The following is a 22,350-nucleotide window of genomic DNA, read 5'->3' as shown; positions in this document are numbered from 1 at the left end:
AGCTCGCCACGGTCAAAAGCTCAGGGAGATCATCGAGGACCCCGCGTCCGCACGGTGCGGTCGGCCGACGTGACCTTCGACCTCGATCGCCCCTGGCTTGATCTCCCACCTTTGCCTCGTTGCCGGGCGGCGATGTACTCGTCCACCGTCGTGAATCTTTCCGCGGCCGCCGTCCCTATGGTTGCCCGCCGGGCGGGGGCGGAGTCATCTCGGCGATATCCGGGTCCGCGGCGGCCTGTCCATGGCGCTGCCCGCGCAGTCTCAGCACTCCGGCGACGGTCACGGGCACGAGCATGACATGGCACAACGCCAACGTGATCTTGCTGGTGTCGTCGAAATCAGCGGGAATCGTCATGACAGGGATGGTCCCGAGCGCGATCGCCGGGGCGACGACCAACGCCGCGGGCACCACCCATGGCCAGATTCGGGTGAGTACCGCCACTGCGGTCATCCCCGCAAGCAACGGCAGGACGGTGAAGCCGGCGACGGTGAGCGCGTCGACCTCGGCGGGCTGACCCGAGGCGGTGAACCGGAAGTCGCCGCCGGCGGCACGCCCAAGCCCGTAGACGACGAGATTGAGGAACAGCGCGGCTGCCACAGTTGCGACGACGGTGATGACGGGGCTGCCGTAACCGTATCCGTCCGGTGCCCGATCGGGTGCGTTCTTCGACGTGTTCATCTGGCTCTCAGTGCTTTCCGTCAAGGCCGCCGCTCCCCGCTGCGCAGGTACGCTTCGATCCGATCGAGCGCTCCGGCCCAGACCTCCTGCACGAAGAAGTCGCGCATCTCGGGCGCCGGGAATCCGGTCTGCACCACCGTGAGGAGCGTTCCGTCGTCGTGCTCTTCAAACGTGACCTCGATCGTGGTCGTCATGGTCATGCCGTCCGGGCTGATGCCGGTGGATTCGGTGACCAGGCGATGTGGGCGGTCGATGACCAAGAAGGTCTGTGTCTCTCGGAACAGAGTGTCGGAGTCCGGTCCCCACACCGCGGTCTGCCTGCCTCCGACGCGCAGGTCGATGTCGATCTCCACGATGCCGGGCTTCTCGTTGAGGATGTTGAACCAGATTTTCTGCTTCTCGGCGTCGGTGTAGGCGTCGAAGACCTTTTCCGGACTCGCGGGCAGGACACGGCTCGTGCGCAGCTGAGTGGTCTCGATGTTCTGGGTCATCGGTCGTTCTCCTTCTTGAGGGTGAAGTAGGCGTCGAGGCCGTCGAGCCGACGTTCCCAGAGCCGTTGGTAGAACCTGATCCAGGACATTGCGTCCTCCAGTCGTTCGGTGCCCAGGCGACACTGCCGTGATCGCCCGACCTTCTCCGTGGTGACCAGCCCGGCGTTCTCCAGGACGTGCACGTGCTTCTTCATGCCGGTGAGTGACATGCCGAACGGTTCGGCCAACTCGCCGATCGAGGCGGGACCCTGGCCGAGCCGGATGAGGATCTGTCGTCGCGTCGTATCCGCGAGGGCCGCGAACGTACGGTCAAGGACCTCTTGCTGAACCATATGGTTCACTATAGATCACTGAACCAAACGGTTCAATGAGTGATCGGGTGGTGTACATGGATAGATCAAAGGTTCTAACTGCCGCCGTCCGGCACCCTCGGCGTCGCCTCGATCCGGATCCGGTCCCGATATCCCGCCACATGATCACGGGACATTGCCGGGAACGGCCTTGATTCGGTTCACCGGGACGTAGACGTGAGAGTGCTGACCGAGCAGGCTCGCGGCCCGTTCTCGGAGGCGGTGGATCAAGTGGCACACGGATGCCCACCCCGCTCGCATCGGGCGAAGGCAGGGTGGGCCTCGGTGCGGCGGATGTGAGGCCGAACCATTGCGCCGGTCGCACGACCACCACCGGCAGTACCGCTGCGAGAACCCGGACGGCTACTGCGGCATCGGTGGCACCAATGTCAAGCCAGGTGACCCATCGAGGTGGGGCGCCTGCCAGACGGGTCTGGCCCCGACTGAGAAGTAGCTTCACAGATCTCGCCGGATGGCTCACGCTCAACTCCTGGGCGTGAGCCGTCCGGCTGTCCGGCCCCGGTTCGGCGAGCGGGGGGCGTGTGAGGAGCGGTCAGGCCGAGGGGGTGTGTCGTTGGGGGTGTACGGATACTTCAAGGACGACGGCGTGGGTGCCGTCGGCGTCGACGAGGTGTTCTTCCACGGTAGGGCCGGTGATGGCCAAGTGGTGGCGGTGCAACCAGCCGAACAGGTCCTGCCCGGCGCGGACCACGTCTGTGGAAGGCGGAACGACGGCTCGCACGACGGATCGAGCGGGCAGGGTGAGTCGCTCGCCGTCGCGATCGGTGGTCACCGCCGCCGTGAACCCGCCGGTCGGCTGCCCGCGCAGCCAGGTCAGCAGGGTCGCCGGCGGTGCCGGGCACACGGCGGCGAGCTCGGATGGATGATCGAGGCGCAAACGGCGTACGCGTAGGCGGCGAGAGCCCAGTGTGGTTTCCTGGGGCAGGATCGACATCGGCGTGGCAAGGCGGTCCTCGGCGTGAGCCGCGGCGGCGGCAAGGGCGGCGATGTCATGCTTGATGCCCGTCACGATCTCGGCCAGGGCCTGTCGCAGCTGTGCCTCGGGAGCGTCCAGCAGATCGGCGATCCGGCGTAACGGCAGGCCCAGGCGCTGTAAGCCGCGGATGCGTTCCAGCCGTGACAGCTCGGCCACGCCGTACCAGCGATAGCCGGTGGATCGGTCCACCGCGGCAGGAGGCAGTAGTCCGATCTTGTCGTAGTGGCGCAGGGTCCGTTCGGATACGCCGACCATGCGCGCCAGTTGCCCGATCCGCCACACCCTGGCTCCTCTCCTGGGCATGTTGACTTTGTCCCTGCGGCAAGGTCCTACCGTCACCGTCCATGACCGATTCGAACCCTCGGACCCGGCTTACCGGTGTCCTGCTGTTGACCTCGTTGGTGGCCATGATCGCCGGTGCGGCCATCGTGGTGCCATCGGGGTTGACCCTGAATTCAGCCGACCCCGCCGCCGCGCTGGCCGCGGTGGGCGAGCAGTTCGGGCTGCATCTGACCGAGCTGGCCTTCGACGTGCTGGGCTGGCTGGCACTGACCGCGGCCGGGCTCGTGATGTCCGCTCGCTCCGCCCAGGCACCCGGACCGCACCTGGAGACGCTGGCCGGCGGACTGCTGGCCGCCGCCGGGCTGGCAGGCCTGCTTCATGACGCCGGGAACCTGGCACTGACTCAGCTGGCCGCTGACCCCGCCGCCCCGGCGGCCGTCACCGTGGCCTGGGCGGTACTGCTCACCGCCAAGTGGGCGGTCAACCTGGCCGGGCTGCTGTGGGTCGCCGCCACCGCCGCGGCAGTGGTCGGCGTCCCGATGCCGACCGGGCTCCGCATCGCCGGTGCGGTCGCCGCGATCTCAGGTTTGGCCGCGGTCGCGCTTCCGTGGACGACCGGGACCGATGGGCCGACGGCGGCGCTGGAACAGCTCGGGTACGCCCTCCACCTGCCGATCATGATCTGGTACGGGGTGCTTGGCCGGCGGTACCTGCGTAACCGGTGACCGGCGCCCGTGAACCTGTACGTCCTGCTGCCTGGGCGGCTCTGAGCGAGGCGCCAAGGGGGCCGCTGCGCCATCGACGGGCCGGGCGTTGCCGGGCCCGTCGTGCGGAGAACGGCTCTCGGGGTGACGTCAAAAACAGCGGGTATATGGCGGAAAACGGACAGTGAGTCATTGCCTCCGGTCCGGACTCGGCCGTCACAGCCCCTCGTAGTCCCCTCGCGGGCGATGACCGGCTGCTTCAATGGGCACCACGCGGAAGGGCGCCACGAGGGAACCCACAAGGGAACACGGAGGACGGCTTCGCTGAGCACGCCGATGTCAACGCGGCCCGTAACATCGCCTCACGCGGGGTGGCAGGCTGGGCAGTGAGTCACGCTGCCGACGACGCGGCCTGAACCGTCGAACCCGTCGACGGCGAGGAGCTGCAAGCTCGGTCGTCTACGATTTTGTTGGCCGATTCGGTTCACGCGGCTAGGCCGAGTTCAGCGCCGAGTCGTTCCAGGCGAGAGGCGCGGGTGCCGCGGATCGGGATGTCGGTCCACCAAGCGTCCAGGCGGATGAGGTTGATCGCGGTGGCGGTCAGCAGATGCGCGAGTCGGGTTTTGGGCAGTCCTCGATAGCGGGTGCGGCGGATTCCGCCTGCCCGGACGGCTTGGGAGATCGTGCCTTCGATCCCGGCCCGAACGGCGTAGCACTCCTTCCACGCCTGGGTCTCCTGCTCGCGGCGGCGCTGGTCGAGGATCTTCTGCTGGGCGGCGGGCAGCAAGGTCAGGCTGCGCCCGTAGCGGTGACCGTCGGCCTTGGTGCAGGAGGCGCGCAGTGGGCAGGGTCCGCAGTCAGTGATTGCGAAATGTACCCTGGTGATCGGTGTCCCGTTGGGTTTGCGCTGGTCGGACCAGGAGACACTGGTCGCGCCACCGGGGCAGGTCGCCGTGCGTGCCTGCCAGTCGATGGCGAACGCCTCCTGGCCCAGCTCCTGCTTGGCCGTGGCATGGGTATCCAGGCCGACCGGCCCCAGCAAGTCGATCGCCTTCTCCTGGCGGGCGGTCAAGATCAGCGTGGCGGTGACGTAGCCCGCGTCCACCACGTGGGTGCCGGGCCCCAGCCCCCGCCCGGCCAGATCGAGGTGGATCTGCTCGGTGACCTCGCTGTCGACCACGGTGGCATCGGTTGTATGCACATTGGTGATCAGGTGCGGCTGATCGGGCTCGCAGGTCTCGCTCAGGTGCACCTTGTAACCGCACCGGCCCGCACCACGCTTGAGACCGTAATGAGCATCGCGGTCATAGGGCGAAGACAGCCGTACTCCGGCCGACGGGAGATCGTTGCCCTCCCGCCGGCGCATCCCCTTGTCGTCGCGGTGATACCGCTGGATCCAGGCCACCCGCAAGGTCTGGACCGCGGGGATGACCCGCAGCCAGTGCGGGGCATCATCCGCGTGGATGGCCTCCAGCAGGGCAAACCCATCCTGTCCCACCGTGGTGGCCCACCGGGTGCGCGCATCCTCCCCTTTGGGAAAGCGGTAGGAGTCCACTCGACGCCCATAGCGTTCGATCCACTCGGGGGCAACCACCTCCGCCAACCAGCCGGGAGCGGCAACGGCCGGCGCCTCCAGCGCAGCCCGCAACGTCTCCCCGACGAACTCCATCCGGTTCAACGTCCGCACCGCCGCCAGAACGTGCGTGGAATCGGTCCGCTGCCGTCCACCGGCACGCAGCAGCCCCAGCTCCGAGCAGCGATCCAGCAGCAGATCGAAGACCCTGGCCTCGATCCCGTGCTCGATCGACCGGTCCCGAAACTCGCTGAGCACCGAGAAGTCGAACCCCGGGTCGGTCAGCTCCAGGGCCAGGGCGTATTTCCAGTCGATCCGCCCGCGCACCGCATCGGCGGCCTGCCGGTCGGTCAGCCCCTCGGCGAACCGCAGCACCGTCACCAGCGCCAGCTCACCAGGTGCCCGCCCTGGCCCGCCCCGACGCGGGAAGGCATCGGCGAACTGCTCGTCGCTGAACAGCACACCCAGTTCATCGCGCAACCGGATGGCCAGACATCCCTTGGGGAACGCCGCTCGCGCCACCGCGACGGTCGCCTCGGGGATCTGAACAGCGGATCTAGGGCGCAGAGACACGACGGAACCTCCTCCATCCTGTCCGCGGCCCGAGTCCCCTCAGCGTCTCCCGCGACCCGGTAATCATCAACCGAATCGGCCAACAAAATCGTTCATGGCCGGGTTTGCGCACTGGTTCCGGCGGGTAGAGCCGCGGCGTTCGTTCGGTGCCTGCTGGCCGGGCTGCCGCGGCTGAATTGCTGGACGCTGGCCGAGCAGGCCGGGCACCTGACGCCCGACGCATTCCAGAACCTGCCGTCCCGCGCGAAGTGGGACCACGACGGCGTCCGAGACGACCTTCGCGACTACGTGATCGACCACCTCGGCGGCGAGGGCTCCACGCTGGTGCTGGACGAGACCGGCGACGTGAAGAAGGGCACGATGACCGTCGGCACCCAGCGGCAGTACACCGGCACAGCCGGAAGAATCGAGAACGCACAGGTCGCCGTCTACGCGGTGTGGGCCACGGTGCGCGGGTGCGGGTTCGTCGACCGGGAGCTCTACGTCCCGGCCTCCTGGACCGGTGACCCCGAGCGCTGCCAGGCGGCCGGTCTGCCCGACGACCTGGAGTTCGCCACCAAGCCCGCGCTCGCGCTGCAGATCGTGAAACGCATCGTGGCCGCCGGCCACCAGCCCGGGTTCGTCGCGGCCGACGAGGTCTACGGCAACGACGGCGCCTTCCGCACCGCGCTGGAGGATCTCGGGCTGGGCTACGTGCTGGCCGTATCCTGCAACACCGTGCTGCACATCGGCCCGGCCCGCGTCCGTGCCGACGCCCTCGTCCCGGCGCTGAACGACGACTGCTGGCAGCTCCGCTCGGCCGACCCCCGGATCGAAGGGCCCGGGCTGTATCAGCGTCAGGCGTTCCGGATCCGGTCGCCGATCTTCGGCATCGCCTCGAACCCGGCCGCCTTGTACGTGGCGACGCCACCGACGTTGGAGCTCGGCGTGCACACGCGCACGCTCGACGAGCCCATCTCCCGCAGCGCAGCCGCCCCGGCGATGGTAATCGCCCGGCCGTATCCGCGACCGCGGTGGTCCGCGTGGACGCCCATCGGCTCGACCAGTCCCGGCTTCCCCGGGCCGGCCGACCAGACAGTCACCACCGCCGCCGGACCACCCTGGTCGTCGTAGGCGCCCAGGCAGCGGGCGTCGGCGTAGAACGGCCCCGCCGACATCGCATGCCAGTACTCGCGCGTAGGCCGCGAGGTGTTGAACGCCGACCGCAGAACGTCGGCGAAGTCCTGCGCCTGCTCCGGGCCGATCGCCTTGATCCGCACGCCGGGGTCCTCCACCGCTTCCGCGAGGTCGCGGAAGAGCGGCGTCCACGACTCATCGACGCCCCAGCCCTCCTTGGTCAGCAGGTCGTGAAGCAGCAGGCCCAGCGGCGCCTCGACGGACACCCCTCCTTCCGGCAGCACGCCGCGCTCAGGCAGCGAGAAGTCCTCGACAAGCTGCCGCGCCAAGCCCTCGTCCTGGAAAGCGTCGGGAGCGACCGTCATCCGCAACACCGTCGGCGATTCCAGCATCCCGACGGCGAGGATCCGTCCGTCCCGGCTCCAAGTGCGAACCACCGCGGCCGTCTCGGCCGTTCCGGACCGGTAGTTCCAGCCGATGTCCCCCGAATGCAGCTGCATCGGCGCTCCGTCGCACTGCCACTCCCGCAGCGCGCCCATAGCCTCGTGCACCCCGTCAGCAGTCGGCGTACCCAGCACAATCGTCATAGCCGGAATCTAGACACCCCATCCCGGGGGTCTGCAACTCATTTACTGGCTCATAGGTAGCTCTCCTGGAGCGGCCCGACCGAGCTCGTCTCTCCAGCCACTCCAGTCACACCATTAACGATCTACGGCTGCCGCACTGACGCAATGAGTTGAGGCATCGCCGGCAGATGGGGGCGCAGGCGAGCTTGGGGAAGGCCTCGTGGGTGTCGGCGCGGCCTTCCCACCGGATGCGCGGGCGTCGGAAGGCGTGCAGCGGGGCGAAGGTGCCCGGCAACGTCTTCGCAGGCCAGAGGAGTGATTGCCGGTGACCCATCCGATCGGCTTGGCGATCTAGGTTCTCCGCGCGGCACTCGCTCTTCTGTATAGATTTCTATATAGTTTCCGTATGGCTGTTCTCCATGATGCGACCAAGCTCACGGTCACCGAGGCCACGCAGCGCGGGGTGGCTCGTATGGTGGCCGACGCGGAGCAGGGAACCGACCTGGTGGTAACCCGCAGGCACCAGCCGGTCGCGGCTGTCGTGAGCATGCGGCGTCTCAACGAGTTGGAGGAGGCCGCGGCCGATCTGCGTGACCTGGCGTTGGTTCTTGTCCGGGCGGCGACCGACACCGGGCGGCGGACGTCGATCGACGATGTCCTTTCCGCCTTCGGGCACACCCGGGAATCGCTGGGCTCGCTCCCAGATGAGGACGAGTAGCGGTGTCCGACGTCGTATTCACCGATGCGGCCATCGATGACCTACGCAGGATCGGCCCGGACGCCGTACCCAAGGTCCTTAAAAAGATTCTCCTGCTGCTGGAGAACCCCGAGGCCGGCTATCCGCTTGGTGGGGAGCTGACCGGATTCCGCAAGCTTGTCGTCGGCCGGAACACCTGGCGGGTCGTCTACCGGATCACCGACGACAAGGCGGTTGAGATCTGCGAGGTCTGGGCCGTCGGAGAGAGGGCTGACGCCGAGGTCTACGCCGAAGCCAGGGCGCGGGTTCGGGCGGTGGGTGGCTCGCGCCCGGATGTCGTCCGCCTCGGTGAGGTCATCGACCGTCTGGGAACTCCGACCGAACACCTCCACATCGACGAGACACCTGTGCGAGAACCGGTTCCTGACTGGCTCGCCGGTCGGTTGATCTACACGGTGGGCATGTCCCGTGAGGAGGTGGCGGCACTCGATCTGGAGAAAGCCGTCGACCTTTGGGCGGAGTTTCGTTCGGGGCCGCGTTAGCCCGTACTCGTCGTACGGCCTCAGGGCTGTTCGAGGTCTCCTTCGTCTCTCAAGTCGCCGTCCTGTCGAGAAAACCGACGACACGGGTGTTGAGGTCGGAGGCCTCGTGCCATGGCATCGCGTGGTGGGAGAGGCCCGGCAGCACCGCGGTCTCCGCGTGCGGCAGGAGGCGGGTGACGGCGGACGCGACGCGGTGAGGGGGATGGGCCCTGCCACGCCCGGCGAGGAGCAGCTTTCCAGATCTTGCAGTACGGCTCACGCTCATCTTCCGGGCGCGAGCCGTATGTGCTTGCCTGATCTTGTCGCGGCGCCGCCGACGATGGTGGAACTCCGGCGCATCATCGTGTTCCGGTGAGAGCAAGAGGTGACGAGACCTCCGCACCGGGTCGTTGGCCATGAGGTCACCGGCAAGGCGAACATTGCCCGATGCGGCTAGATCGCCTGGGTGAAGCGGGCGAGCAGGCCTCGGAGGCAGTCGCGTTCGCCCGGGGTGAAGGCGTCGGCGATCCTGCGCTCGATGACCACGGCCGCCGCGTCCGCGGTGCGTAGCGCCTCGCGCCCCGCGTCGGTGAGGTGGGTCTCCAGCATCGTGCGATGCCACTGATGCGGGCCGCGTTCGATCAGGCCGTGCCCCAGCAGGTTCTTCAGCACGATGGTCATCGCCTGCGGGGTAACGAGGCACTCCCTGGCCAGGGCGGCCGCGGAAATGCCCGGGTTGTCGACTAGCACGAGCAGGGCGGCGTATTGCGGCACGGTCAGCCCCGCGGTCTTCACCGCCGCGCTCTTGGCCGCCATGAGTCGCTGCTCGGCGCGTTTCACGAGCAGGCCGAGCCGCTCCTCCGCGGGCATGTCCATGAGCGGAGCTTACAAGTCGCCCTCTATATAAGAGGCTTGATGTGTATCAAAGCTTTGATATTGTGCCCTCATGACCGTGATTCCAGAGAGCCACCTCGACCTGCTGGCCCGCCCTTTGTACGCGCACCTGGCGACCCTGATGCCCGACGGCACCCCGCAGGTGACGCCGGTGTGGGCCATCTGGGACGGGGAGTTCTTGCGCTTCACCACCACGACCGACCGGCAGAAGGGGCGTAACGCGAGCGCTCGCCCTCACGTGGCCGTCTCCGTTAACGATCCGAACCAGCCATACCGTTACCTGGAGGTCCGCGGCACTGTCGAGCGGGTCGACCCCGACCCTGAGGGAGCCTTCTTCGACGTGCTGGCCAAGCGCTACGGGCTGGAGTACGAAGCGCCGGTCGGCGACGCCGAGCGCAGGGTGGTTCTCGTCGTGCGGCCCACCCGCTTCACCAGCCAGTGACACGTTCCCACCGTGGGACGGGCTGGACCTTTCTGGTTGCAGAGGGAAATGAGTGTGGTGGCGGGCGATACATGGTCCGTGGCCGCACCACCGCGCCCGTCGGGCTGGTCCTCGGCCACGAGACCACCCGAGCGGGCGGCGCGCCCGGCATCCCCGGCCTGTACGTGACCGGTGACCCGGGTGCCCACGACGAGGCGGCGAAGCAGGGCTCGCTCTCCCTCCGGCTTGGCCTCGGCTGAGCCAGGTCACTCTCCTTCACCACGGGCCAGTGCCCCGTCATGCGCTACGACTACCACCTGATGCAGGCGATCCTGCACGACAGGGCGCAGATCCCGCTGGAGCGGGCACCCCAGGGGTGTCAGGACTTCGACCAGGGCACCGCGTCCAAGCTCGTGCTCGACCCCAACGGCATGCTCGGCACGACAGGCCGGCGGTCCGTCACCGACGCCGGATCCCGTGGGCGGGCGGGGTGAACCGGCCCCTTCATCGCACGTGCCGTGGCACCGCTTTCGGCGGTCGCCCGGAGGCGAGTCTCGGATTCAGCGTTATCTAGCGAGGAACCCCGGGCGTTCACGCCCGGGAGGAATCGCTTCCCGGTCCTGGGGTTGTGAACGTCTGGTCATCAGCCCGGGCGTTTCTGGTTGTCGATGTAATCCTTGATGATCGATAGGGGTGCGCCGCCGCAGGAGGCGGCGAAGTACGACGGCGACCAGAAATGCCCGCCACACAGATACTTACCGATATGCGCCGGGTACTCCTTGCGAAGGAGCCGGGCGGACACGCCCTTGAGGCTGTTCACCAGCGTCGAGAGGGCGACCTTGGGCGGGTAGCGCACGAGCAGGTGCACGTGATCCTCCTCGCCGTCGAACTCGACCAGCTCCGCCCCGAAACTGTCGCACACCTCGATCATGACGTCCTCGCAGCGACGCAGGATCTCGTCGGTGAACACACCCCGCCGATACCTCGGGACAAAGACCAAATGCGCATGAAGCGCGCAAACAACGCTTCGACCTCTCCTGATGTCAGGGTTCGGTTCCCATCTCGGTGACATGGACCTAACGCTAGAGTGTTCGAGGTGAAGCTGGTGGTGCAGGTCAAACTCCTGCCGACGCCCGAGCAGGCGGCGGCGCTGGAGGCGACCCTGCACGCGGTCAACGCCGCGGCCACCTGGGTGGCAACGCTCGCCCACCACCAGCGGGTATTTCGCAACTACGACCTGCGCAGGCACGCCTACGGACAGATCAAGGACGACTACGGGCTGGCGGCTCAGGCTGCGCAGCATGTCATCAAGAAGGTCACCGACGCCTACGCCACGCTGCACGCCAATGTCCGCAACGGCCGGGTGGGCAGGCCCGGCTCCGTGCGGCGCGAGCGGGTCTTGGCCACGCCGATCGTCTTTCGCCCCGGCGCGGCCCAGCCGTTCGACGACCGCTGCCTGTCCTGGCAGATGGACGCGCGCACAGTGAGCATCTGGACGATCGCCGGGCGGATGAAGAGCGTGGCGTTCACCGCCTCGGCCGATCAGCTCACGACGTTGGCCGCCTACCGCAAGGGCGAATCGGACCTCGTATACCGCGAGGGCAGGTGGTTCCTGATCGCCACCTGCGACCTGCCAGAGGTGGCGGTGCGCGCCCCGGACGGATTTTTGGGGGTGGATCTGGGGATCGCGAACATCGCGACCACCAGTGGCGGGGTTCGCCACAGCGGCAAAACTCTGAACGCGGTCCGCCACCGCCACCGCGAGCTGCGCCGCCGCCTGCAGGCCAAGCAGACCAAGTCCGCCAAACGGCTGTTGAAGCGGCGTCGCCGGGCCGAGGCCCGGTTCGCCGCGAACACCGACCACACCATCGCCAAACGCATCGTGACCGAGGCGGCACGCACCGGGCAAGGAATCGCTCTGGAAGATCTCCAGGGCATCCGTGACCGGGTACGGCTCCGCAAGCCCCAGCGGGTCACGCTGCACTCGTGGAGCTTCCACCAGCTGGGAGGCTTCATCGCCTACAAGGCCCGCCGCGCGGGCGTCGCCGTTGTTCACGTCGATCCGGCCTACACCTCGCAGGCCTGCTCATCGTGCGGGCACGTGGACAAGAAGAACCGGCCCGGCCAGGCGACCTTCTCCTGCACGTCGTGCGGCTTCGCTGAGCACGCCGACGTCAACGCGGCCCGCAACATCGCCTCGCGCGGTGTGGCGGGCTGGGCAGTGAGTCACGCTGCCGACGACGCGGCCTGAACCGTCGAACCCATCGACGGCGAGGAGCTGCAAGCTCGGTCGTTTACGGCCGAGAAGCTGACAGCGCTTCGACGAACAGTTCGGCCTCGCGCTCGCCCATGCCGGTCTCGCCGCGTACCAGATAGACCGCCTGCTCGGCGCGGCCGGCGGCCTTGAGCTCGCGCACCCGGGTGGCCAGGTCGGGGCCCGCGGCACCGGTGTGCGGCAGAGCGGTGGGTTGGGCGGGCTTGAACCGGGTCATGACGGGGTGGCTCCACAGGTCGTGTCCCATGGCCACGCCGTCGACGGTCACCTTGGCGTCCCGCAGGCTGAGCCCGGTGTGGCGGCGCAGCTCCTTGATCGCCTCGATCTTGCGTCCCGCGCGGACCAGGCCGGTGACGAGCTCGTGCAGCCCCTGCGGGGTAGGCATGGGCGCCGGCATGGGCATGGGCACCCGGCTACCCCTCCTGGAGGCCATGACGATCCCGATGACGATCACCAGGATCGCCGCGAACAGGATGGCGACGACCAGCAGTTCCACGGGCCCGATGTTCGGCATGTGCGGCATCGTATGACGGATCCGTGCGAGCGGTACAGGTGCGAGGGGCGGAGGTGGGTCACTCGCGGGCGACTCCTCCTCCGCTCCTCGCTTCCTGCGAGTCTCGCCGGACCGTCAGAGGTCCAGGACCAGGCGGGGTGACGACGAGCGGCCGACGCAGATCATCATCGTCCGGCCCGCCTCCCGTTCCTCGGCGGTCAGCAGCGAGTCGCGGTGTTCGGGCGTCCCCGCGAGCACCCGGGTCTCGCAGGCGCCGCAGTATCCCTTCTCGCAGTCGTAGGAGAGGCCGGGGGCGACCTCGCGGATCGCCTCGATGAGGCGCTGGTCGGGCTCGACCCGCACGGTCCGCCCTGTCCGGGCGAGGTGGACGTCGAAGGCGGTGTTGGCCGCCGGGTCGAAGAGCATCTCCGGGGCGTCCCCGGCGGTGAAGCGCTCGACGTGCAGCCGGTCGCCGATGCCCAGGCGCTCGCAGACCCGCTCAACGGCCTCGATCATCCCGGACGGGCCGCAGCAGTAGATCGCGGTGGCCGGCCCCGACGAGGCCAGGATCGCGTCCAGGTCGGGAAGGCCGAACTCGTCCTGTGGCACCAGTTCGGCGCGCTCGCCCGCGCACTCCACCAGTTCGTCGCCGAAGGCCATGGACGCGCGGGATCTCCCGCCGTAGACGGCGCGCAGGGGGCTGCCCCGGCGGGCGGCGGCGCGGACCATGGCCAGGATCGGGGTGATGCCGATCCCCCCGGCGACGAACAGGTAGTCCTCGGCGGCCACCAGCGGGAAGTGGTTGCGCGGTCCCCGTACGCCGACGGTGACACCCTCACGGGCGATCTCGTGCACCTCGGCCGAGCCGCCGCGGCCGTTCTCCTCGCGCAGCACCGCCACCCGGTAGCCGTCTCGCTGCCCGGGGTCGCCGCACAGGGAGTACTGCCGGACGCGGCCCGACGGCAGGCGGAACTCCAGGTGCGCGCCGGGCTCCCAGGCGGGCAGTTCGCCGCCGCCCGCTCTGGCCAGGGTCAGCGCCAGCACACCGTCGGCGACCGGCTCGGCCCGGGTGACGACCGCCTCGAAGGAGGCGGCCTTGCTGAAAGAGGAGGTGAAGGCCGGCTGGGTGCCGGGCGCGGATCCGGCACCCAGCCGGGGTCCCGGTGGGAAGATCGCGGGGATCGCGTCCCAGCCGGACTGGTTCCCCCGCGTGGGGTAGGCGACGAGCCCGTCTTCGAGCACCTGGAATTCGGGCAGCCTGGTCAGCACCTGGGTGATCATCTCGCGGAACATGGCGCGGGCCAGATGAGCGCCGGCGCAGCGGTGCGTGCCGATGCCGAAGCTGAGGTGCCTGGTGGCGTCCCGGTCCAGGCGCACCTCGGCGGGGTCGGGGAAGACGGCCGGGTCGTGGTTGGCGGCGACCCACGGGATCAGCACGCGCTCACCGGCCCGCACTGGGCACCCGCCGATCTCGGTGTCGGCGCGTACGGTGCGCGCCATGGACTGCGAGGGGGCGAACGCCCGGAGGAACTCCTCGGTGGCCGTGTCGAGCAGGTCGGGCGACTCGATCAGGCGGCGCCGCTGCTCGGGGTGGCGGCTCAGATGCACGAGGACGCTGCCGGTCAGCGACGTGGTGGTGTCGACCCCGCCCGCGATGAGCAGCCCGATCACCGACACCAGCTCGTCCTCGCCGTACGGGGTGCCGTCGGGACGGTGCTGTGCGGCCAGGACGCTGGTGGCGTCCGAGGTGGGTTCGGCCCGGCGTAGCCGGATGATCTCGCGGATCCGCCGTTCCATGTAGGCGAGGCCCTCGGCGCCCCTGCGGGCCCTGTCGCTGTCGGCGGGCGCGGCGAAGATGTCGTGGATCGGCCCGGCCAGCCGGGCCCAGTCCTCCTCGGGGAAGCCCAGCCAGTCCAGGGTGACCGCGGCGGGCAGCGGATTGGTCAGATCACGGACGAAGTCGGCCGAGCCGTGCTCGATGAACGCGTCGACGACGCGCGTGGCGTGCCTGGCGATCATCGGCCGCAGCCGGTCGACGGCGTCCGGGGTGAGCAGGGGGTTGATCAGGTCGCGGTACTCGGTGGCCTGCGGAGGGTCCAACTCGATCGGGTACTGCTCCAGGCCCGGCCCGCTGGGGATGACGATCGCGACCCGGTCCTCGCCCGAGGAGGCCCTGGAGGAGGAGAAGGTGTCGTCGTCGCGGGCGATCCTGGTCACGTCCGCGTAGCGGGTCGTGTAGACGAAGCCGCCGTGGGCCGAGGTCCGGCCGACCGGGCACTGCTCGCGAAAGGAGTCGTAGTAGGTGACCGGGTCCGCGGTGCACGCCGCGGAGTGGTGGTCGAAGTCAACCTGCTGGGTCATGGCGCACAGGCCCCATATCCATACGAACGATGCGCGGTGTTGCCCAGCCGCGCCACTGGGTGTCTGGGTGCCGGAAGTCTACTCACGTGCGGATCGCGAGACAATGTCTCGCATATCGCGGCAATGTCACGCGGTCTCCGGCGAGGACCGGGAGCTCAGAAGGTCAGGACGGCCTTCGCGGTCCTACCGGCGCGCAGGTCGGCGATCGCCTCGTTGATCCGCTCGAAGGGGTAGGACGTCATCATCCTGTCCACCGGGAACCGTCCCGCGACGTACAGATCCAGCAGTCTGGGCAGGAACACCTGGGGGAGGCTGCTTCCGCCGATGATCCCGGTGACGGTGCGCCCGTTGAGGATGCTGCGCCAGTCGAAGCTCATCTCCTGGCTGGGGCCGACGCCGATCACGCCGCACCGGCCGAGCGGGCCGAGCGCCTCGACGGCGGTGCGCAGCACGTCCTGGCGGCCGGTGGTGTCGATGACGAAGTCGAGGCCGTGCGGTGTGATCTCGCGCAGCGCCTCGGCCGAGTCGGAGACGGAGGAGTCGACCGTGTGCGTCGCGCCGTAGGAGCGGGCGGCCTCCAGCTTGGCGGCGTTGACGTCGACCGCCGCGACGACCGAGCAGCCGCTGATCGCCGCCGCGATGATCGCCGCGACCCCCACCGCGCCGGCCCCGAAGACGGCGATCGAGGAGCCGGGGGAGGGGCGCAGCACGTTGAACACCCCACCCGCGCCGGTCTGCAGGCCGCAGCCGAACGGACCGACATGGGTCAGGTCGATGTTTCTGTCGATGGGGACGACGGCGCGCTCGGTCGCCACGACGTGCGTGGCGAAGGACGACTGCCCGAGGAAGTGGCCGTTGACCGGCGCGCCGTCCAGGGAGAGCGCCGAGGAGCCGTCGGGCCGCCTGCCGCCGAAGTTGAGGGCGTCGAAGCTCCGGCAGTAGGCGGGAGAGCCGGTCAGGCAGAGGGGGCAGGCGCCGCAGGAGGTGAAGCTCATCGCCACGTGGTCACCGGGGGCCACCGAGGTCACCCGCGAGCCGACCCGCTCCACGATTCCGGCGCCCTCGTGGCCGAGCACCGCGGGGGTGGGGAAGAAGGTGGCGAACTCCAGGTCGGTACCGCAGATGCCGGTGCTGCTCACCCGGACCAGCACCTCGTCGGGACGGGGCTCTTCGAGTTCTGTCTCCCGGAGGGCGAAGGACCCTCCGGGGGCCTCCAGAACGGCGGCGGTGATACGCACGGATCCTCCACAGCTATTTTCATAAAACGAGATGGCATCTTGACATGCAGAACAAGGGGGGTCAAGGATTCCGACATGGCCGAACTTGTGATCCCTTCCGCCCAGCAACTGATCGACGGAGAGTGGGCAGCCGCTCGTGACGCCGGTGAGCTCCACGTCGCCGACCCCGCCACCGGCCAGACCATCCAGACGGTGGCCTGCGCGGGCCGAGCGGACGTGGACGACGCCGTGGAGGCCGCCAGGCGGGCCTTCCCCGGCTGGGCCGCGACCTCGGCCTCCGAGCGTGGCAGGCTGCTGCGCCGCTGGTCGGAGCTGATCGGTGAGCATGTCGAGGACCTCGCCCGCTTCGAGGCCCGAGACGTCGGCAAGCCGCTGTCGGGTGGCCGGATGAACATCTTCATCGCCCAGGGCATCATCGAGTACTTCGCGGGCGCCGCCGACAAGCTGACCGGCGTGACTCTCCCCACCCGCACCCCCGACTACCTTGGCTACACCCTGCAGGAGCCGTACGGCGTCTGCGCGGTCATCATCCCTTGGAACGTTCCGGCGGTGCTCACCGCGGCCAACGTGGCCCCCGCGCTGGCCGCGGGCAACACGGTGGTGCTCAAGCCCTCGGAGGTGGCGCCGCTGGCGCCGTTCGCGCTGGCGGAGCTGGCGCGGCGGGCCGGTTTCCCGCCGGGCGTGCTCAACGTGCTCGCCGGAGTCGGCGCCGACGCCGGTGCCGCGCTCACCTCACACCCCGGTGTGAACCACATCAGTTTCGTCGGCTCCACGACCACCGGCCGTGCGATCATGCGGGCCGCGGCGGACAACCTGGTCCCGGTCAAGCTGGAGTTGGGCGGCAAGTCGCCCAACGTGCTCTTCGCCGACGCCGATCTCGATGTCGCGATCCCGGCGATCGTGGGCTCCATCACCGAGAACGCCGGGCAGAACTGCTACGCGGGGTCGAGGCTGCTCGTCGAGGCGTCCATCAGGGACGAGGTCGTGGAGCGGGTGGCCGAGTCGATGCGCGCCGTGCGGATCGGCCCGTGGGACGCCGACCTCGACATGGGGCCGCTGGTCAACGAGGCGCAGTACCGCCGGGTGCTCGGCTTCCTGGAGAGCGCCCCCGCCGAGGGCGCCCGCCTGGTCACCGGGGGCGGCCCCGCGCAGCGGGCGGACGGCGGCTGGTTCGTCCAGCCGTCGCTCTTCGACGGCGTGGACCCGCGCTCCCGGCTGTCCAGGGAGGAGGTGTTCGGCCCGGTGCTCGCCGTGCAGGAGTTCTCCGGCGCCCGGCAGGCGGTGAAGATGATGAACGACACCGACTTCGGCCTGCTGGCGTGCATCTGGACGAGCGACGTCTCCCGGGCGCTGCGCCTGGCCCAGGAGGTGCGCTCGGGGCAGGTCTCGGTCAACCAGTTCGCCGACGCCGGGGTCATCGGCTTCCCCTTCAACATGCAGAGGGACAGCGGCTTCAGCCGTGGCGGCGGATACGCCGCCATGCGGGAGTACACGCAGGAGAAGGCTGTCGCGGTACGCCTGCTCGACCGGTCATCCGTGGAATGAACGTGGCAGTGACGGGGCGGCTGTTAAATGGCAGCGTTCCAACCTGCACATATTCGCGCCACCCGGCACGCATGTAACAAGCATGTGACGCGCGGGGCAGTTGGCTCCGGAGGCATTGACACGCCTATCGGAGCGGCGGCAGAGTACGACGCATTGCGGGCGATAAATCACAATGCGAGATGCCATCGTGAATAACGATCGCTTGGAGGGTTAGAGTTGCGAGCACTGGTCCAGACGGCCTTCGGAGGCCCGGAGGCGGTGAGCGTTCAACGGGTCGCCGACCCCGAGCCCGGTCCGCTCGACGTGGTCGTCCAGGTCGGCGTCTGCGCCCTCAACCGGCTTGACCTGCTCCAGCGGCGCGGCCCCGGTGTGCTCCCCGGCTTCAGCCTGCCGCACATCGCAGGTATGGACATCGCCGGCCACGTGGCGGCGATCGGATCGGCGGTCACCGGCCTGACGGTCGGAGACCGGGTCGTGGTCGATCCTACGGTGGGCTGCGGATCGTGTCCGCACTGCCTGGCCGGTGACCGCGGCCACTGCGCCCGGCTGCGGGTCATCGGCGGCAACATGCCGGGCGGCTACGCCGAGTTCGTGGCGGTCCCCGCCGACCTGGCGCACCCGGTGCCGGACCACGTCGACCTCGACGAGGCCGCGGCGCTGCCCACCCCGTGGAGCACCGCCTGGAACGCCACCTACGCCGTCGGGAAGGTGAGCGCCGGCGACTGCGTGGTGATCCAGGGCGCCGCCGGCTCGGTCAGCATCGCCGCGATCCAGCTGGCCAAGCGGGCCGGCGCCCGGGTGGTGGCCGTGGCCGGAAGCGACGAAAAGCTCGCCGTCGTGGCCGGGCTCGGCGCCGACCTGCTGCTGCGCAACGACGCCCCGATAGCCGACGCGGTCCGCGACTACACGGGCGGCGGGGGCGCCGACGTCGTCCTCGACCACGTGGGCGCCGCCACCTGGCGGCACTCCCTGAGCTGCCTGCGGATCGGCGGCAGGCTGGTGACCTTCGGCAACACCAGCGGAGACCAGGTCTCCCTCTCCCTCGCCGAGATCTACCACCGAGGGCTCCACCTGCTGGGCGCCGGCGCCTACGCCCCGGCCGACTTCACCGCCATGCTCGACGCGTACTTCGCGGGAGGCATGCGCACCCTCCGCGCCGCCGAGTGCGGCCTGGAAGACCTGCACGAGAGCTTCGGGCTGGAGCACTCGCGCGATCTGGTCGGCAGGGTGCTGGTGCGGCCATGACGGAGGAGCGGGCAGCGCAGCCGGACCAAGCGGGGCAGGACGCCGCTCTGCTGATCGTCGGCGGGGACGTGGTGACGATGTCGCCGCGCCGCGAGGTGGTCACCGGCGCCACCGTCGCGGTCGCCGGCGGGCGCATCGCCGCGATCGGTCCCGCCGCCATCCTGCGGCAGGACTTCCCCGGCGCCGCCGAACTCGACGCGAGCGGCTGCGTCGTCATCCCGGGCCTGATCAACGCCCATCAGCACACCACCGTCGACCCGCTGGTGCGCAGCATGATCCCGGAGGACATCGACTCCCAGGAGGCGATCTTCGACTGGGCCGTCCCGTTGCACGGCCAGGTCACCGGGGACGACGACGAGCTGTCCGCCGCCCTGACCGCCGCCGAGTCGCTCCTGGGCGGGGTCACCACCGTCCTGGAGGCGGGCACCGTCGCCCATCCGCTGCGGGTGGCGGCGGGGCTCAGGGCGGCCGGCATCCGCGGCCGGGTCGGCCGGTGGGGCTGGGACGTGCCCGGCGCCCCCCACGCGCTGCCGGCGGCGGAGAGCCTGGCCCTGCAGGAGGAGACGGTACGCGCGTTGCCGCCCGGCGGGACCGTCACCGGCTGGGTCAGCCTGGTGGGCCACGACCTGGCGAGCGACGAGCTGTTCACCGGCGCAGCCGAGCTGGCCGAGCGGCTGGACGTCGGCCTCACCTGGCACATCTCACCCGGCGAGGCAGACATCCAGGCTTACGCGCGGCGGGCGGGAAGGCGGCCGGTGGTCCACTTCCGCGAGCTGGGTGTGCTGGGCCCGAGGCTGGTACTCGGCCACGCCGTCTGGCTCGACGACGACGAGCTGGACGCCCTCGTGGAGACGCGGACCGCGGTGGCCTCCTGCCCCGGGGCGTACCTGCGCCTTGGCCAGGGTTACACCCGCGCGGGCCGGCACGCCGAGTTCGTACAGCGAGGTGGCAGGCTCGCCCTGGGGTGCGACGCGCACAACGCGGGCGACACGCCCGACGTGATGCGCGCCGCATGGTTGCTGGCCGGGCTGGAGCGCGACCGGGACGCGCACCCCGTCCTCCGGGCCGACCAGGTGTTCGCACTGGCCACGATCGACGGCGCCGCCGCGGTGGGCCTGGGCGATCTCGTCGGCTCGATCGAGGTCGGCAAGGCCGCCGACCTCGTCGTCCTGGACACCCGGAACCCTGCCTGGACCCCACGCGGTGACCTCGCGACCCACCTCGTCTGGGGCGCCCCGAGCCACACGGTCCGGGACGTCCTCGTCGACGGTCAGGTGGTCGTGCGCGACCGCCGGATCACCACCGTCGATCTCGAAGCCCTGTCGGAGGAGGCGCAGGCACGGTCCGCCGCGTTGCTCCGCAGGACCGGCATCGACGTTCCCCACCGCTGGCAGGCACTGTCGGCGGCAGAATACATCCAAGGAGTACGCGGATGAGGATCATCGATCTCGCAGACAGGACGCCGGCACAGAAGCAGGGACTGCTCTCCCAGCTCGTCGTGCCGCGCCCGATCGCGATGATCACCACGCTGGACGCCAAGGGCGGCGTGAACGTCGCCCCGTTCAGCTACTACATGCCGGTCTCCGGAGAACCCCCGCTCGTCGCGGTCACGGTGGGCTCGGTCAGGGAGGCGACGGACGAGCCCAAGGACAGCTGGGTGAATCTGAACGCCTCGGGCGAGTTCGTGATCAACGTGACCACGACCGCCCTGGCCGACCACATCGAGACGGTGGCCAGGGAGTATCCGGCCGGCGTCGACGAGGCCGACCTCGTCGGCTGGCGGACCGTGCCGTCGCAGGTCGTCCGGCCCCCGTCGCTGGCCGACAGCCCGGCGCACCTGGAGTGCCGGGTGCGCGAGGTCATCGACCGGGGGGACTCCTCCTCCTGCTTCTCGGGCGTGCACATCGTGCTGGCCGAGGTGGTCTGCATAACGGTGGACGAGTCGATCATGGCGTCTCCCACCAGGATCGACCCGACCAAGGTGCACGCGGTCGGCAGGATGGGCTTTCCCTGGTTCGTCGCGGCGTCGCCGGAGTCGACTTTCAGCCAGGACCGCATCGCCTACGCCGATCTGCCGGGTGGCGAGGAGGTGCTCGCCTGACCTGCCGCGCAGGCAGGGGAGGGGCTCCGCTAAAGCCCGCACCCCGCCGGCGACCAAGATTCATCCCCCACTCGTGCACCGTGGGCGGTGCGCGAGCATTCAGATCGAGAGGATCGTCATGGCCGCATACTATCGAAGGGGCCGGGCCACGGCCGCACTGACCGCCTGCCTGAGCGCGCTGGCGCTCGCCGGGTGCGCGAGCAACGACGCCACCGCGCCCCAGGCCACGGCCCCCGCCCCGGCCGACGCGAGCGCGAAGACCGACGGCGGCAACGTGCTGGCCGGCCAGCCGGACATCAACGGCGACGGCAAGGTCGTCATCGGGGTGCTGAGCCCCGGTGACATCAACGACAAGGGCTACTACCAGAGCTTCGTCGACACGGCGGAGCAGTTCGCCACCTCCAAGGGCTGGACGATCATCAAGCGCGGCAGTGTCAACACCAGCGAGGCGCTCAACGCCGCGCGGGCGCTCTGCCAGCAGAAGGTCGACATGGTGGCCCTCGGCGCCTCGGAGCTCAGGGACGCGATCCCGGCCTCGGAGGAGCCGGTCTGCGCCAACACCGCCTGGTACGTGCCGTCCGCCGACAACATCCTGAAGTCCCCGAAGATCATGCTCTCCACCGACCGGGCCGACCAGAGCATGCTGGCCGCGGGGTATGCGGCAGGCCTGATCATGAAGGACAACGGCGACACCAAGGCCGGGTTCGTGACCGGCCCCGAGGCCGACTTCACCGTCACCGCGTCCGCCGCGTTCAAGGCCGGCATCCGGCTGGTGGTCCCGGAGGCCACGCTGACGACCACCTACAGCGGAGACCTCAACGACTCCGCCAAGGCCAAGGAGGCCACCCAGGCGCAGATCAGCCAGGGTGTCAAGGTCATCTACCCCTACCTCGGCGGCGCCACCGACGCGTCGGCGGAGCTGGCCAACGCCAACGGCGTCCTCACCCTCACCCCCGGTACCGACCGGTGTGACTCCACCAAGCCCAAGTTCGACATCTCGGTGCTCTTCAGCCCCGGAGACTACTTCAAGGCCGCCCTGGAGCAGCTCGCCGACGCGAAGCTGCAGATGGGCGTGGAGAAGGTCTGGACGCTCGGCGTCGACCCGTTCCCGACTGTCAAGATCTGCAACGGGACGCCCGAGCAGAACGAGAAACTGAAGGCCTTCATCGCCGACGTCGGTAGTAAGAAGATCGACACCACGGCGACAGTGAAGAGGCTCGGTTCCTGA

General features: G+C 69.4%; 22 protein-coding genes and 2 pseudogenes. 12 read left to right on the top strand and 12 right to left on the bottom strand.

Annotated features, from left to right (window positions below; all coding sequences use genetic code 11):
- Nucleotides 1–175 precede the first annotated feature (175 nt).
- The 4 genes from ACQP0P_RS27500 to ACQP0P_RS27485 form a co-directional block, all read right to left on the bottom strand.
- Nucleotides 176–679 carry a DUF6069 family protein gene (locus tag ACQP0P_RS27500; RefSeq protein WP_433359409.1) on the bottom strand — a complete coding sequence of 168 codons (504 nt, stop codon included), beginning with the start codon at nucleotides 677–679 and terminating at the stop codon, nucleotides 176–178.
- 20 nt (nucleotides 680–699) lie between these two features.
- The gene (locus ACQP0P_RS27495) at nucleotides 700–1,170 is read right to left on the bottom strand and encodes an SRPBCC family protein (protein WP_433359407.1); all 471 of its coding nucleotides are present in this window, start codon (nucleotides 1,168–1,170) and stop codon (nucleotides 700–702) included.
- Nucleotides 1,167–1,502, bottom strand: a complete 336-nt coding sequence (locus ACQP0P_RS27490; RefSeq protein ID WP_433359405.1) for an ArsR/SmtB family transcription factor — start codon at nucleotides 1,500–1,502, stop codon at nucleotides 1,167–1,169. The genes ACQP0P_RS27495 and ACQP0P_RS27490 overlap by 4 nt, the downstream gene beginning before the upstream one ends.
- A gap of 571 nt (nucleotides 1,503–2,073) precedes the next feature.
- Nucleotides 2,074–2,820 (bottom strand): MerR family transcriptional regulator, encoded by a 747-nt coding sequence (locus ACQP0P_RS27485; RefSeq protein WP_433359403.1) that lies wholly within the window; start codon nucleotides 2,818–2,820, stop codon nucleotides 2,074–2,076.
- 41 nt (nucleotides 2,821–2,861) lie between these two features.
- On the opposite strand from ACQP0P_RS27485, the gene ACQP0P_RS27480 reads away from it, so the two are divergent.
- Complete coding sequence (locus ACQP0P_RS27480) at nucleotides 2,862–3,524, top strand: hypothetical protein (protein WP_433359401.1); 663 nt, start codon at nucleotides 2,862–2,864, stop codon at nucleotides 3,522–3,524.
- Between the two features lie 463 nt (nucleotides 3,525–3,987).
- Here the strand turns inward: ACQP0P_RS27480 and ACQP0P_RS27475 are convergent, their stop codons facing one another.
- Complete coding sequence (locus tag ACQP0P_RS27475; protein ID WP_433359399.1) at nucleotides 3,988–5,649, bottom strand: IS1182 family transposase; 1,662 nt, start codon at nucleotides 5,647–5,649, stop codon at nucleotides 3,988–3,990.
- Between the two features lie 87 nt (nucleotides 5,650–5,736).
- Between ACQP0P_RS27475 and ACQP0P_RS27470 the strand changes: the two are divergent.
- Nucleotides 5,737–6,456: pseudogene (locus tag ACQP0P_RS27470) on the top strand (IS701 family transposase); the annotation flags it as partial.
- 29 nt (nucleotides 6,457–6,485) lie between these two features.
- On the opposite strand, the gene ACQP0P_RS27465 reads toward ACQP0P_RS27470, so the two are convergent.
- The gene (locus ACQP0P_RS27465) at nucleotides 6,486–6,806 is read right to left on the bottom strand and encodes a GNAT family N-acetyltransferase (RefSeq protein WP_433382138.1); all 321 of its coding nucleotides are present in this window, start codon (nucleotides 6,804–6,806) and stop codon (nucleotides 6,486–6,488) included.
- A 931-nt stretch (nucleotides 6,807–7,737) separates the two neighbouring features.
- On the opposite strand from ACQP0P_RS27465, the gene ACQP0P_RS27460 reads away from it, so the two are divergent.
- A complete protein-coding gene (locus ACQP0P_RS27460; RefSeq protein WP_433359397.1) occupies nucleotides 7,738–8,049 on the top strand; it encodes a hypothetical protein in 312 nt (103 codons plus the stop codon).
- 2 nt (nucleotides 8,050–8,051) lie between these two features.
- Nucleotides 8,052–8,570 carry a type II toxin-antitoxin system RelE family toxin gene (locus ACQP0P_RS27455; RefSeq protein WP_433359395.1) on the top strand — a complete coding sequence of 173 codons (519 nt, stop codon included), beginning with the start codon at nucleotides 8,052–8,054 and terminating at the stop codon, nucleotides 8,568–8,570.
- 49 nt (nucleotides 8,571–8,619) lie between these two features.
- Here ACQP0P_RS27455 and ACQP0P_RS27450 read toward each other — a convergent pair whose 3' ends face one another.
- Together ACQP0P_RS27450 and ACQP0P_RS27445 are read right to left on the bottom strand one after the other, a co-directional pair.
- Complete coding sequence (locus tag ACQP0P_RS27450) at nucleotides 8,620–8,829, bottom strand: hypothetical protein (protein ID WP_433359393.1); 210 nt, start codon at nucleotides 8,827–8,829, stop codon at nucleotides 8,620–8,622.
- A 173-nt stretch (nucleotides 8,830–9,002) separates the two neighbouring features.
- Nucleotides 9,003–9,425, bottom strand: a complete 423-nt coding sequence (locus tag ACQP0P_RS27445) for a MarR family winged helix-turn-helix transcriptional regulator (protein ID WP_433359391.1) — start codon at nucleotides 9,423–9,425, stop codon at nucleotides 9,003–9,005.
- Between the two features lie 70 nt (nucleotides 9,426–9,495).
- On the opposite strand from ACQP0P_RS27445, the gene ACQP0P_RS27440 reads away from it, so the two are divergent.
- Together ACQP0P_RS27440 and ACQP0P_RS27435 are read left to right on the top strand one after the other, a co-directional pair.
- Nucleotides 9,496–9,885, top strand: coding sequence for a PPOX class F420-dependent oxidoreductase (locus tag ACQP0P_RS27440; protein WP_433359389.1), 390 nt, complete (start codon nucleotides 9,496–9,498; stop codon nucleotides 9,883–9,885).
- Between the two features lie 119 nt (nucleotides 9,886–10,004).
- Nucleotides 10,005–10,358 (top strand): annotated as a pseudogene (locus ACQP0P_RS27435) (hypothetical protein); the annotation flags it as partial.
- A 149-nt stretch (nucleotides 10,359–10,507) separates the two neighbouring features.
- Here ACQP0P_RS27435 and tnpA read toward each other — a convergent pair.
- Nucleotides 10,508–10,936, bottom strand: coding sequence for an IS200/IS605 family transposase (gene tnpA / locus ACQP0P_RS27430; RefSeq protein ID WP_433359387.1), 429 nt, complete (start codon nucleotides 10,934–10,936; stop codon nucleotides 10,508–10,510).
- Nucleotides 10,937–10,960: 24 nt separating this feature from the next.
- Here tnpA and ACQP0P_RS27425 point away from each other — a divergent pair, with 24 nt between their 5' ends.
- Nucleotides 10,961–12,115: an RNA-guided endonuclease InsQ/TnpB family protein gene (locus ACQP0P_RS27425; RefSeq protein ID WP_433359385.1), complete on the top strand. Its 1,155-nt coding sequence runs from the start codon at nucleotides 10,961–10,963 to the stop codon at nucleotides 12,113–12,115.
- Between the two features lie 43 nt (nucleotides 12,116–12,158).
- Here the strand turns inward: ACQP0P_RS27425 and ACQP0P_RS27420 are convergent, their stop codons facing one another.
- From ACQP0P_RS27420 to ACQP0P_RS27410, 3 genes are all read right to left on the bottom strand, one after another.
- Entirely contained in the window at nucleotides 12,159–12,653 is a 495-nt protein-coding gene (locus ACQP0P_RS27420; RefSeq protein ID WP_433359383.1) for a hypothetical protein, read from the bottom strand.
- A 114-nt stretch (nucleotides 12,654–12,767) separates the two neighbouring features.
- Nucleotides 12,768–14,993, bottom strand: a complete 2,226-nt coding sequence (locus ACQP0P_RS27415) for a cytochrome P450/oxidoreductase (RefSeq protein WP_433359381.1) — start codon at nucleotides 14,991–14,993, stop codon at nucleotides 12,768–12,770.
- A 155-nt stretch (nucleotides 14,994–15,148) separates the two neighbouring features.
- Nucleotides 15,149–16,231: an NAD(P)-dependent alcohol dehydrogenase gene (locus ACQP0P_RS27410; RefSeq protein ID WP_433359379.1), complete on the bottom strand. Its 1,083-nt coding sequence runs from the start codon at nucleotides 16,229–16,231 to the stop codon at nucleotides 15,149–15,151.
- A 75-nt stretch (nucleotides 16,232–16,306) separates the two neighbouring features.
- Between ACQP0P_RS27410 and ACQP0P_RS27405 the strand changes: the two genes are divergently transcribed.
- The 5 genes from ACQP0P_RS27405 (at nucleotide 16,307) to ACQP0P_RS27385 (ending at nucleotide 22,350) form a co-directional block, all read left to right on the top strand.
- The gene (locus ACQP0P_RS27405; RefSeq protein WP_433359377.1) at nucleotides 16,307–17,776 is read left to right on the top strand and encodes an aldehyde dehydrogenase family protein; all 1,470 of its coding nucleotides are present in this window, start codon (nucleotides 16,307–16,309) and stop codon (nucleotides 17,774–17,776) included.
- Nucleotides 17,777–17,992: 216 nt separating this feature from the next.
- Nucleotides 17,993–19,021, top strand: coding sequence for a zinc-binding dehydrogenase (locus ACQP0P_RS27400; protein WP_433359375.1), 1,029 nt, complete (start codon nucleotides 17,993–17,995; stop codon nucleotides 19,019–19,021).
- Nucleotides 19,018–20,457: an amidohydrolase family protein gene (locus tag ACQP0P_RS27395; protein WP_433359373.1), complete on the top strand. Its 1,440-nt coding sequence runs from the start codon at nucleotides 19,018–19,020 to the stop codon at nucleotides 20,455–20,457. The genes ACQP0P_RS27400 and ACQP0P_RS27395 overlap by 4 nt, the downstream gene beginning before the upstream one ends.
- Nucleotides 20,454–21,122: a flavin reductase family protein gene (locus tag ACQP0P_RS27390; RefSeq protein ID WP_433359371.1), complete on the top strand. Its 669-nt coding sequence runs from the start codon at nucleotides 20,454–20,456 to the stop codon at nucleotides 21,120–21,122. The genes ACQP0P_RS27395 and ACQP0P_RS27390 overlap by 4 nt, the downstream gene beginning before the upstream one ends.
- A gap of 118 nt (nucleotides 21,123–21,240) precedes the next feature.
- Nucleotides 21,241–22,350 carry a BMP family ABC transporter substrate-binding protein gene (locus ACQP0P_RS27385; RefSeq protein ID WP_433359369.1) on the top strand — a complete coding sequence of 370 codons (1,110 nt, stop codon included), beginning with the start codon at nucleotides 21,241–21,243 and terminating at the stop codon, nucleotides 22,348–22,350.

Source organism: Streptosporangium sp. CA-115845, from assembly GCF_050943795.1.
GTDB lineage: Bacteria > Actinomycetota > Actinomycetes > Streptosporangiales > Streptosporangiaceae > Streptosporangium.
The sequence above is the reverse complement of the archived record's forward strand: the minus strand, read 5'-3'. Positions and strand labels throughout refer to the sequence as shown.